Source organism: Cohnella sp. 56 (assembly GCF_037963805.1).
GTDB lineage: Bacteria > Bacillota > Bacilli > Paenibacillales > Paenibacillaceae > Cohnella.
The window spans coordinates 18,570-30,464 of record NZ_JAZDQE010000028.1 but is presented as its reverse complement, the minus strand read 5'-3'; the positions used below and the strand labels follow the sequence as shown (position 1 = coordinate 30,464).

10 protein-coding genes are annotated in these 11,895 nt (G+C 60.6%); 7 read left to right on the top strand and 3 right to left on the bottom strand.

What is annotated here, in order from left to right:
• Positions 1–3 precede the first annotated feature (3 nt).
• On the bottom strand, positions 4–1,725 hold the full coding sequence (locus tag VQ071_RS28450) for a sensor histidine kinase (RefSeq protein ID WP_340518218.1): 1,722 nt from the start codon (positions 1,723–1,725) through the stop codon (positions 4–6).
• A gap of 191 nt (positions 1,726–1,916) precedes the next feature.
• Between VQ071_RS28450 and VQ071_RS28445 the strand changes: the two genes are divergently transcribed.
• The 7 genes from VQ071_RS28445 (at position 1,917) to VQ071_RS28415 (ending at position 9,849) form a co-directional block, all read left to right on the top strand.
• The gene (locus tag VQ071_RS28445) at positions 1,917–4,160 is read left to right on the top strand and encodes a galactose-binding domain-containing protein (RefSeq protein WP_340518217.1); all 2,244 of its coding nucleotides are present in this window, start codon (positions 1,917–1,919) and stop codon (positions 4,158–4,160) included.
• 133 nt (positions 4,161–4,293) lie between these two features.
• Positions 4,294–6,000: an extracellular solute-binding protein gene (locus VQ071_RS28440; protein WP_340518215.1), complete on the top strand. Its 1,707-nt coding sequence runs from the start codon at positions 4,294–4,296 to the stop codon at positions 5,998–6,000.
• A gap of 120 nt (positions 6,001–6,120) precedes the next feature.
• On the top strand, positions 6,121–7,020 hold the full coding sequence (locus VQ071_RS28435) for an ABC transporter permease (protein WP_340518213.1): 900 nt from the start codon (positions 6,121–6,123) through the stop codon (positions 7,018–7,020).
• A 16-nt stretch (positions 7,021–7,036) separates the two neighbouring features.
• Positions 7,037–7,918, top strand: coding sequence for a carbohydrate ABC transporter permease (locus VQ071_RS28430; protein ID WP_340518210.1), 882 nt, complete (start codon positions 7,037–7,039; stop codon positions 7,916–7,918).
• 27 nt (positions 7,919–7,945) lie between these two features.
• Complete coding sequence (locus VQ071_RS28425; protein WP_340518209.1) at positions 7,946–9,013, top strand: hypothetical protein; 1,068 nt, start codon at positions 7,946–7,948, stop codon at positions 9,011–9,013.
• A 75-nt stretch (positions 9,014–9,088) separates the two neighbouring features.
• Positions 9,089–9,250, top strand: coding sequence for a hypothetical protein (locus VQ071_RS28420; RefSeq protein ID WP_340518208.1), 162 nt, complete (start codon positions 9,089–9,091; stop codon positions 9,248–9,250).
• A gap of 44 nt (positions 9,251–9,294) precedes the next feature.
• Positions 9,295–9,849: a shikimate kinase gene (locus VQ071_RS28415; RefSeq protein ID WP_340518206.1), complete on the top strand. Its 555-nt coding sequence runs from the start codon at positions 9,295–9,297 to the stop codon at positions 9,847–9,849.
• A gap of 77 nt (positions 9,850–9,926) precedes the next feature.
• Here VQ071_RS28415 and VQ071_RS28410 read toward each other — a convergent pair whose 3' ends face one another.
• Both VQ071_RS28410 and VQ071_RS28405 read right to left on the bottom strand, forming a co-directional pair.
• On the bottom strand, positions 9,927–10,937 hold the full coding sequence (locus tag VQ071_RS28410) for a Gfo/Idh/MocA family protein (RefSeq protein ID WP_340518204.1): 1,011 nt from the start codon (positions 10,935–10,937) through the stop codon (positions 9,927–9,929).
• A gap of 4 nt (positions 10,938–10,941) precedes the next feature.
• Positions 10,942–11,787, bottom strand: a complete 846-nt coding sequence (locus VQ071_RS28405; protein WP_340518202.1) for a sugar phosphate isomerase/epimerase family protein — start codon at positions 11,785–11,787, stop codon at positions 10,942–10,944.
• Positions 11,788–11,895: the final 108 nt, after the last annotated feature.

The window sequence follows — 11,895 nt, the reverse complement described above, 5'->3', positions numbered from 1 at the left end:
CCCCTATGTCTTCGGAATGATCACGATGATGCGCAGGCCGCCCGCCTGCCCCCGCTCCGCCCGCAGCCCCGCGCCCGCGCCGAAGTTCAGCCGGATGCGCTGCTGGACGTTGCGCAGCCCCTCGCTCCCGGACATGACGTCCGGCTGGGCGAGCAGCGTCCGGATATGGGACAGCCGCTCCTCATCCAGCCTGTCGCCGTCGTCCTCGACGACAATCTCGGCATGGTCGTCGTATGCCGTGAAGCCGATGAAGATCCGGCCCGGCTCCGGGCGGTCCTCCAGCCCGTGATGGTAGCAGTTCTCGATGAGCGGCTGGAGGAACAGCTTGGGTACGGGCATCGCCGCGAGGCGCTCGGGCATGTCGCCGAATTCGACCCGGATATGATCTTCGAACCGGATCGTCTGGATCGCGACGTATGCCCTGCAGAACAGCACCTCCTGCTCGAGGGGGACGCTGTCCGCGTTTTTAGTGACGTATTTGAAGTAATCGCCCAGGTGTTTGGTGAACGGAATGACCTTGTCGATCTCGTGCATCTTGGCCAGACGGTACAGATTGAACAGGCTGTTGTACAAAAAGTGCGGGTTGATTTGCGACTGCAGCTGTTTGAGCTCCGCGGCTTTGACCTGATATTTTTGCACGTAGACCTCGTTGATCAGCTCGTCCAGCCTCGATACCGTCCGGTTGAACTGCAAGTACAGATAGTTGAACTCGTCCTTCGACCGGTAGCGGAACTTGAACGACAAATCTCCTTTTTCGAGGCTCTTGAAGGCGCTGACCAATTGCTTGAGCGGATTGTGGATGGTCCGGTACAGCCGGTATGCGAACAGCAGGATGACGAGCAGCGATGCGAGCGCGATCCACCATACCCAGGTGCCGTACTGCTTGATCGGGCCGATGAAGCTGTCCTCGTCGATAAAGAGGATGAGCGTTAGTCCCAGCTTCGGCGACTTCTCGAAGAACGCGTAATAATGGCCCGCCTCGTCCGATATCGTCTCGTAGCCGCTCGTATCGCCGGCCGCGAGCCGCAGCCGGATCAGATTTTTGGCATGGGTCAGGTCGCGGGGCACGCTGCCGCCGGTCTCGTACCAGTCCAGTTTTTCGCTCATCAGCGCAGCTCCGCCGTTGCCGTTGATCTGATAGCCGGACAGCGACTGGCGGATCGCCCGGCCGGATATTTCCATCGCGATGGTGAAGCCTTTGCCTACGGGCTGCGAGTTCGGGTAGGGCGTGCTGAGCCACAGCTTGCCTTCGTACAGCAGAAAGGGCGATTCGAACGGATTGATGATCTGATTCAACGCGTCCGCCTGCCGGAGGTCGATCGAATCGAAGCTTGTCGCGGACACTTTGCGGTCGAGCGCAGGGAAGCTGACGAACGCATCCGCAACGTAGGAGCTCATGTTTTTAAGAATAAGCAGCTTTTGCTGCACGTTTTTGATCGCCTGCGTATATTGTTCGTTGGACATGATGATGGAGGCATACGCCAGATTGTTGATGTCATCGTCGAACGTGTACTGCTGCTGAAGCGTGACGAGCGGCCCGAAGTCGTATTCGAGCGATTGCATATAGGAGGTGGCTTTGGCCTGCATGGAGGCGGTGATCTCGTTGCGGACGAGGCGTTCGCTTTGCAGGTTCATCATCAGGCTGATGATGACGAGCGGGATCAGGATGAGCATGAAGGTCAGGACGAGCTTCGGAAAAATCGTCAACCGGTCGAGTAGTTTCACGGAGGCGGAACGCTCCTTTGCGCGCAAAAGAATGATACCAGTATAGCTTGAAAACGCATTCTATGAATATCGGATGACGAAAAGGTAAAGTAGGGAACAGGAGGAAGTAGAATTCGGTAGATCGCAGAACGGGCGGAAGCGATTAAAATAATCCGTGCAACGCATCTCATGACGAAGGGGAAGTGGCAGCAATGGGGAGAGGCAAGCGGGGAAAAAGATGGCTTCACAGTATTGTTGTAAGCGTATTCGTTTTTAGTTTGTTTCCGGTATGGGGCGCATCCGCAACGGATACGTCGGCTTCGGTCACCGCGTCTTACACGTTTTTTATGGACAATACGGCGGCGGTCAACGACGGCGTCGTGTCGTACAACGATTCGCCGAAAAACCGCTGGACGGCCTACGAGTCGCCGAACGCGACGGATTGGGTGCAGACGGATTTCGGCGCGGCCGCGGCGAAAAGCAAAGTCGACGTTTATTTTTACAGCGACGGCGGCGGGGTAAAGGCGCCTTCCGCCTACGACGTCCAGTACTGGAACGGATCGGCATGGATCAGCGCTTCCGGACAAGCCAAGACACCTGCCGCGCCCACGGGCAACCAGAAGAACACGGTCACATTCACGTCCGTGTCGGCCTCCAAGTTCCGCGTCGTCTTCACCCATGCGTCCGGAGCCAAGTCGGGCGTGACGGAAATCGCGTACGGGACCGGCTCGACGCCTACGCCGACACCGACACCGACGCCTACGCCGACCCCGACCGCAACGCCTACGCCGCCTCCGTCGCAGCTGTCGGGCGGCACGGCCTCTGCCTCCTATACGTTTTTTATGGACAACGTCGCCCAGGTCAACAACGGGGTCGTCTCGTACAGCGACTCGCCGCATGACCGCTGGACGGCCTACGAGTCGCCGAACGCGACGGACTGGGTACAGACCGACTTCGGCGGCAGCGTGTCCGCGAGCCAGGCCAAGCTCTATCTCTATTCGGACGGCGGCGGCGTGAAGGCGCCCTCCGCCTACGACGTGCAATACTGGACCGGATCGGCCTGGACAAGCGCCGCCGGTCAGGTCAAATCGCCGTCCGCGCCTGCGGGCAACCAGCTTAACACGGTGAGCTTCAACACGGTCGCGGCGTCCAAGTTCCGTATCGTATTCACGCATGCCTCCGGATCGAAGTCGGGGGCGACCGAGATCGCCTACGTCGGTTCAGGCTCGGCCACTCCGACCCCGACCCCGACCCCGACCCCGACGCCGACGGCAACACCAACGGCGACCCCGACGGCCACGCCGACTCCGACGCCCGGATCTTATCCGAGCTACCAGGTCAGCGTCATATCGCCGGCCTACGGCGGCACGATCAATGGCACGGTGACGATCAAGTTCTACGCGCCCGGCATGCAGAACGTATGGGCGAGGTCGTGGCACCAGCCCGATACGGCCAATCCGGGCACGAACGGCTATGACAGCTGGTTCGCCCGCGTGACGCCGGACGCGAGCGGTTACGGCGAAGTCGTATTCCCTGCGAATCAGTTCCCCCACGGACCGATTACCGTCATCCTGAGCGCTTGGGATACGCCTGAGGGCAACCCGAATTTCTCGCATTCGGACAATTGCTATTTACAGCTGTACAATGACGGCGGCGTTGTCTGGAAGCAGGGCGTACCCGCCGCGCCTCCGCAGGCTTCCGGCATGAGTGTGCTGTATCAGGACGACTTCACGGGACCGCTGTCGATCTCCAGGACGGGCGCGGGCGCCACCTATGCCTCGTCCAAGCCGGACAGCCCCGGCGGCTCCGAGTTCGGAGATGCGATCTTCGCCGATTACAACGGCCCGTACAATCCGTTTGCCGTGCTTGGCAATCAGTATTTGCGCATCCGCGCCAGCAAGGCGCCTGCGGGCTATATGGACCCGATGGGCTGGAACCGCACCTACTTCGGCGGCATGCTGTCTTCCGTGCGGACGGACGGCACGGGCGTGGCCGCGACCTACGGCTACTTCGAAGCCCGTATCCTGATGCCTGCGGGCAAGGGGACCTGGCCCGCCTTCTGGCTCATGTCGCAGAACAGCATCTCCCAGCAAGTGCCGTCCACGGCCGAGCTCGATACGGTCGAGGCGTACGGCCAGTCGGCAGCCGGCTCCTGCCGGTCGCAGCATTGGTGGGGCGTGACGCCGGAGATTCATCAGACGAATTGCTCGGAGACGGCGTATTCCTTCGGCGACAACGCCTCGACCTGGCATCTGTACGGCACCAAGATTACGCCGACCGACACGATCTATTACATCGACAACATCGAGGTATGGCGCCATTCAACGTTCGAGCAGGCCAAGACACCGATGTACTTCATGATTAACCTCGCGCTCGGCGGCGGCTGGCCGATCGATCTGGCGAGGTACGGCAACCAGGTCGACATGTTTGTCGATTATGTTCGCGTATTCCAGTGAAGCCGGCATTAAAAAGTAGAAAGCGGTAGACGCGAGGTAAAGCCGGGCTGATGTCAGCGGCCCGGCTTTGCCTTTATGATAAGGCACATGAGGCAAACGTCCTCCATCACGGGAAACAGGGGGTTCATCCTGCATGAACGCAAACGTTAAAAAAAGACTTGTCGCGGCCTCGCTGATCGCCGCCATGTCGCTCGTATCGGCTTGCGCCGACAAAGGCAACAACACGGCCTCACCGTCGGCTTCGGCACCGGCTTCTCCGTCGGCTTCCGCGGCTTCTCCGTCCGCATCCGCCCAGCCCGAAGCGATCAAGCCCGACCCGAACGCCAAGTACGACCCGCCGATCGAGGTGACGACCGTACGTTACACCGATTCCTCGTTCAAGTTCAAGGACGGAGAATCGCTCGACAACAACGTGTGGACGAAGGCTTACGAAGAAGAGCTCGGCATCAAGGTCAAGAACAAATGGATCGTCAACGGCGACCAGTTCAACCAGAAGATGAACCTGTCGATCACATCCGGGGATCTGCCCGACTTGTTCATGGTCGACGCCAAGCAGCTTCGCGAGCTCGCCGAGGGCGGCATGCTGGAGGATCTGACGCAGCTCGTCGCGGACTACGGCACGGACTTGACCAAGGAGATGATCGACCGGGGGACCAATGCCAAGGCGGCCGCGACCTACGACGGCAAGCTCGTCGCGATTCCGCCGGCCGAGGATTATCTCGGCGGCGCGCCGCTTCTGTGGGTGCGGACCGACTGGCTCAAGAAGCTGAACCTGCCGGAGCCCAAGACGATGGACGACCTCCTGAAGATCGCGGACGCCTTCGCCCATCAGGATCCGGACGGCAACAACAAGAAGGATACGTACGGTCTGGCCGCATCGAAGGACATCATCGGCGGCTACCCGGACTTGTCGGGCTTCATGAACGGCTATCACGCTTACATGAACGTATGGATCAAGGACGCTTCCGGCAAGCTCGTGAACGGCAGCATTCAGCCGGAGATGAAGACGGCGCTCGGCAAGCTCCAGGAGCTGTACAAGGCCGGCGTGATCGACAAGGAATTCGGCGTCAAGGACGGCGGCAAAGTCGCGGAGATGCAGACGGCCGGCAAGATCGGCATGAGCTTCGGCGCGATGTGGAACCCGCTCTGGCCGCTGCAGGACAATGTCAATGCCGACAAGAACGCGGATTGGGGCGCTTTTCCGATCCCGTCGGCCGACGGGACGCCTGCCAGCGCCCAGGCCAACGCCGACTTCAACAGCTTCTGGGTCGTCAAGAAAGGCGCCGCGCATCCCGAGGCGATCGTCAAGCTGTTCAACCTGTATAACGAGAAGATCGCCGGGCCAAAAGCGGAGCCGCAAATCTATCAAAACGTCGACGGCATGGAAGTGTTCAAGTACGCAGTCATGGCGAACGGCTTCGGCACGCCGCAGGGATTGCTGAGCGTGCACAAGAACGTCGTCGCAGCCTTGCAGTCCGGCGACCCGGCTTCGCTGCTGCCCGAGGAGAAAGGCTATTACGACAAGATCAAGGCATTCCAGGGCGGCGACAGAGCCAACTGGGGAACAAACAAAGTATTCGGCGAGGGCGGCTCCTGGGCGGTCATCGGACAGAACTACGTAGACGGCGGCCTGCTGATGAAAAACGCGTACTACGGACCTCCGACGCCCGGCATGACCGAGAAAAAGGCCATCCTCGACAAGCTCGTGCTGGAGACGTTCACGAAGATCATCCTCGGTTCGCCGCTGTCCGACTTCGACAAGTTCGTCTCCGATTGGAACAAGCTGGGCGGAGAGCAGATCACCAAGGAAGTCAACGACTGGTACGCGTCCCAATCCTGATCGCGCGGACAACGTCCACAGCGGGGCCGGAAGCCCTTTCCGGCCCCGCTTGCATTAAGCCGGGGATGGCCACCGGGCCGAAGCCGACAGACAGAGACGAATAGGAACGGAGGGATCCGCATGCGATTCGCGCGAACGAAGCGCCAGCTGCCGCTTCATCTGATGGTGCTGCCGTCGGCGTTGCTCGTGCTTGTTTTCAGCTATGGTCCCATCATGGGACTTTATATCGCTTTTCAGAAGTTTTCGATCGTCAAAGGCATATTTCACTCCCCGTGGAACGGTCTGGACAACTTCAATTATATGTTCTCGCTTCCCGACATCTGGCAGGTCATCCGCAATACGCTCCTGATCGCCTGTCTCAAGATTGCAGCGGGTCTCGCGGTGCCGATTGTCGTCGCGCTGCTGCTCAACGAGCTCGGCAACCGTATTTTCAAACGCTGGATTCAGACTTTAATCTACCTCCCGCACTTCCTGTCGTGGATTATTCTGGGAGGGGTGCTCATAGATGTGCTGTCTCCGACCTCGGGCATCGTGAACCAGCTGCTGGGCGTGTTCGGCATCGAGCCGATCTTTTTCCTGGGCAACGTGCGCTGGTTCCCCGCCGTGCTGGTCATTTCCGACGTCTGGAAGGAATTCGGCTTCAGTACGATCGTCTATCTGGCTGCGCTGACCGGCATCAATCCTGCGCTGTACGAAGCGGCGGTTATCGACGGCGCGAGCCGCTGGAAGCAGACGCTGAACATCACACTCCCCGGCATGCTGCCCGTTATCGTCCTGCTGGCCACCCTCAGCCTCGGCAATGTGCTGAACGCCGGCTTCGACCAAATCTTCAATTTGTACAGCCCGCAAGTGTACGAGAGCGGCGATGTCATCGATACGCTCGTCTACCGGCTCGGTCTCGAGCAGGCGCAGTACAGCTTGGCCACCGCGGTCGGCCTGCTGAAGTCGGCGGTATCCGTCGTGCTGATCTCCGCATCGTACACGCTCGCCTACCGGCTGGCCAATTACCGGATATTCTGAAAGGAGACCGAAGCTTATGATGCGCACATCGTTGTCCGGCCGGCTGTTCAACGGCTTCAATGCGGTCGTCCTGCTGCTGCTCGCGCTGCTGTGCCTGCTGCCGCTCGTCCAGGTGCTCGCCGTCTCGTTGAGCGCGAGCACAGCGGCGAGCGCCGGCGCCGTCAAGCTGTGGCCGGTAGACCTGACCTTCGAATCGTACAAGTTCGTGTTGAGCAAGCCGGAATTTCCACGGGCGCTGCGGATCAGCCTGGAGCGTGTCGCGCTCGGCGCGACAATCAATATGCTGCTGACGATCACGCTTGCCTATCCGCTCTCCAAGGAGCCGGCGGCGTTCAGGGGGAGGACGGCGTATGTCTGGTTTTTCGTGCTGACGATGCTGGTGGGCGGGGGACTCATACCCTGGTATCTCGTCATCAAGTCGGCGGGGCTGCTCGGGAGCATCTGGGCGCTCATACTGCCCGGCGCCGTCAACGTGTTTAATGTCGTGCTGCTGCTGAACTTTTTCCGCGGCTTGCCCAAGGAGCTGGAGGAAGCGGCCTTCGTGGACGGCGCCGATCATTGGACGATTCTCTGGAAGCTGTTCGTCCCGCTGTCGATGCCCGCACTCGCGACGCTCATTCTGTTCACGATGGTCGGCCACTGGAATTCCTGGTTCGACGGTCTGATTCTGATGAATACACCGGAAAAGTACCCGCTTCAGAGCTACCTGCAGACGGTCGTCATCAATCGTGACCTGAGTCTGGTTACGATGGCCGACGCCGCTACGCTGTCGCAGGTATCGGACCGGACGCTGAAGGGCGCGCAGATTTTTCTGGCCGCGCTGCCGATCATTAGCGTCTATCCGTTTTTGCAGCGTTTCTTCATCAAAGGCGTCGTCGTCGGCAGCGTGAAGGGCTAAGAAGAGGATTGGGAGGAGCTATTAAGAATGGAACAGAATTCACTAGCGGGTATCGGCCGCTATGCCACACCCTTCAAGCTGGGAAGGCCGGCCGTGCAGGGCTCCGGCGTTCCCGGCAGCTTCGACGCGCTGGCCGTAGATTGCCCGTTCGTATTCCGTCACGGCGACCGCTTCTGCATGATGTACGTCGGCTTCGACGGCATCGGCTACCGGACCGGACTTGCCGAGAGCGGGGATCTGCTGAACTGGACATTCAAAGGCATGATGCTGGACAGGGCGCCCGCCGGCAGCCCCGAGAGCGACAGCTGGGACGGCGTCGGCGCGGCAGGGTCCTGGATCGTGCTCGAATCCGACGATTTGTACGCTACGCCGCGCCTCAAGAAGGTACACGGCCGGTACTGGATGGTATACCATTCGTACCCCGAGCCGGGCTATGAAGCGGGCGGTGCGAAGATGGGCCTCGCATGGTGCGAGGACGAGAAACTGCTCGACTGGCATCGCCTCGAGGCGCCCGTGATGGCCTTCGAGGAGGGCGGGGCTTGGGAGCGGGGCGGCCTGTACAAGTGCTGCGTCGTAGCGTCGGACGGCGTCTATTATATGTTCTACAACGCCAAGGAGAGCACCGATTGGCCTTGGACGGAGCAGACGGGCCTCGCCGTATCCGAGGATCTCAAGACTTGGCGGCGGGATCCGGGCAATCCGCTCATGCGGACAGCGCCCGGTTCGTTTTACAGTGTGTACTTCAGCGATCCGTGCGTGAAGTACGACGGCAAAGCGGGGCGCTGGGTCAACTTCGGCTTCGGCTACGACGGCGAGCATGCGCAGGGAGCGCTGGCCGTCTCGGACGATCTTCGAAGCTGGGATATTGCAGACTCGCCATGGCTGCCCGTCGGCCGTCCGGGCGAGCTGGACGCGACTCACGCGCACAAGTCGTCCGTCATTTATTGGGACGGCGCCTTGTATCATTTCTATTGCGCATGCCGTCCCGCGGAGCCGGGGGACGCAGCAGTCGTGGGAGCAGAGGACGGCGCAGGCGGCGAATTCCGCTGCATCACGCTTGCGGCGAGCCGCAAGCTCGTAGACGATCGGCCATGAGCGCCTGGCGGACCTGGCCGATCGGTTCGCAGGCGTGCCCCGCGATTATTCGCCCGCGCCGATCTGGAGATTACGGTGTTCAATACGCTGGCGAATTATATGGATGCGGCGAGTCCGACGGGATTCGCGCTCCCCGGACAGACGGTATCGGGGCTGTTCGGACCTGTCGCGCTTGTGTTCGGTGCCGCAGACGCAGCGCGTTCTGCACATTGCCCCGGCGATACGGCACCGCTATAATGAGGTATAACTTTTATTTTTATCGGAAATGAGTGAACCTCTTCATGCAAGCGGAAGACGCTAATGCAGTTCCCGAGCGCAATATCGTGCTGATCGGCTTCATGGGCGCCGGCAAGACGACAGTCGGCAAAGTTCTCGCGGACAAACTGTCGCGCGAGTTCATCGATGTGGACGAGCTGATCGCGTCGGAGCGCGGGATGCCGGTGACGGAGATTTTCAAGACGATGGGAGAAGCCGCGTTCCGTCGGATGGAAAAGGAATATATCCAGGATCTGTGCGCGAACAAGCGGTCGGCCGTCCTGTCGCTGGGCGGGGGGGCTTTTCTTCAGCAGGAGATCCGCGATTTATGCATGGAGCAAGCCGACGTCTTTTTGATGGACATCTCGTGGGAGCTATGGAAGAGCAGGCTGCCGCTCATACGCGACAGCCGTCCGATCCTGCAGAACAAGACGGACGAGGAGATCAAGGCGCTGTACGATGCGCGGCAGGCCATCTATGCGCGGCATCATTGCAAAGTGGACGCCGGGAGCCAGACGCCGGAGGCGGCCGCGCAGGCGCTGATCGACTGGCTGCAGACCCGGCAGCGCCAGCTTTCCTGAAGACCGGTGCCGATGGCCGGCCCGGCATACGTGAACGCGAAAAGCCGCACATCGCTGTGCGGCTTTTCATTGATAGATTATAGCTTGACCCATTCCCCGCCGCGCTCGGCGGACTGCTGCTCCGCTTCGACGATCTCGAGTGTCGCGAGCGTGCTCTGTGGCGAACAGACGGCGATCGCTTCATCCTTCACAATCGCGTTCGTGAAGCTCAGCAGCTCCCCGTAATACCCGTCATGCGCGGCCAGCTCCGGCTTGAAGCCCGGCGCATCGCTTGGATTGACGGTCAGGCCGTCCTTGCCGAGCACGATGTTCGCTCCTTGGAAGTTGACGCGGAAGCCCATCTCGAACCCGTAGTCGCCTTCGAGCGTCCAGTCGACCAGCGCGTTCACGACCTTGCCGTCGGCGAAGCCGTAGTTCGTGGAGGCGGCGTCGAAGCCGCTGCCCGGAATGACGTTGCGGCCGATCGTCGATACGCGCTCGGGCTTGCCGAACAGCCAGTTCACGATGTCGGTATCGTGAATGTGCATGTCGAGCAGGGCGCCTCCGCTGAGCTCGCCGTTCAGGAACCAGCCCTTCGGCGCACCCGAACCTCTGTAGAAGTGTCCGGCGGTCACTTCGCCGTAGCGTCCGTCCTCGACGCAGGCTTTCAAATATTCGTAGGCCGGCCAGAAACGCAGGCATTGGCCGATCTGCAGCTTGCGTCCCGTCCGCTCCGCCGCCTCGACCATGCGCCGCCCCTCGTCCGACGTGCGGGCCATCGGCTTTTCGCAGAATACGTGGTAGCCCTTCTCCAGCAGCGAGCAGGTCAGGTCGGCGTGCAAGGTGGTCGGCAGGGTGATGTCGATCATGTCGAGCTGTTCGCCGGCCAGCATGGCGTCGACCGAATCGTACAGCGCATATTCGGACAGGTCGTACGTCTCCTGCGCAGTCGCCATATTGCCGTCGGCCTTGCCGTTCTTGAGCTGTTCGATCGCGATGTCGCAGATGGCGACGAGCTTGATCGGGTGTCCTTCGCTCTGCAGCCGGACATAGTTGTCGAAGTGCATTCTTCCCATGAAGCCGAAGCCGATCAGTCCGATTTTGAGCATAAGCTTAGCCCTTCCTTCCGAGAATGGCGTCCATCGCGCCGGATGTGTTGTAAATAATCTGTTCGGAGTGATGCGTATAATGCGGGATCATCTCCGCCGTGACATAGCCGTCGTAGCCCGCCGCCTGCAGCGCGGATACGACCGCCGGGTAGTCTACGTCGCCTGCGAGCAGGTCCACGAATCCGTGCAGGCCGCCGGCCTGTCTGCGGTAATCCTTGAAGTGGACCTTCTTGATGCGAGGACCGAGAATCGAGATCCAGTGCTCCGGGTAACCGTTCGCCACCGTATTGCCGACGTCGAAGTAGGAGCCGACCCACGGCGAACCGACTGCGTCGATGAATCCGCGCATCTCGAGCGGAGAGAGGAGGAACTTGTTCCAGACGTTCTCGATGCCGATCGAGACGCCGGCGCCGGCCGCTTCGGGCGCGAGCTTCGTGATCGCCTCGAGCGCGCGGTCGTAGGCTTTGTCGTAGGGTACGACTTCGCTGCCGGGGATGAAGTCGACGCCGACCGCGCCCGGAATGACGAGGATCGCGTCCGCGCCGAGCTTTGCCGCCGTCTCGATTTGCTTTTTGCACACGTCGATCGCCTTGGCGCGGTTCGCCTCGGATTCGCTCGTCATCGCATACGACCAGTACAAGCCCGTCGCGAGTCCGGCGAGCTCAAGCCCCGTATCGGAGAGCCGCTGCTTGATCTCGGACAGCTCGCCGTCCGTCGCCTCGAGGCCAAGCTCGCCCGTCTCGTTCAACGCCAGCTCGATGCCGTCGAAGCCGGCGTCCTTGGCGGTCGCGATGGCGTCCTTGATCGCCGTCCCTTCGCGGAACGACCAGATATTGATCCCTTTTTTCATAGTAGACATGCCTCCTCGGATAGCGTTAGGTTTGCCTTTATTATAATGAAGGAAGGGCGGCGTTCATTTAGAGAAGTTAGTTAAAAGTTGCACGATTCCGTTCTATAT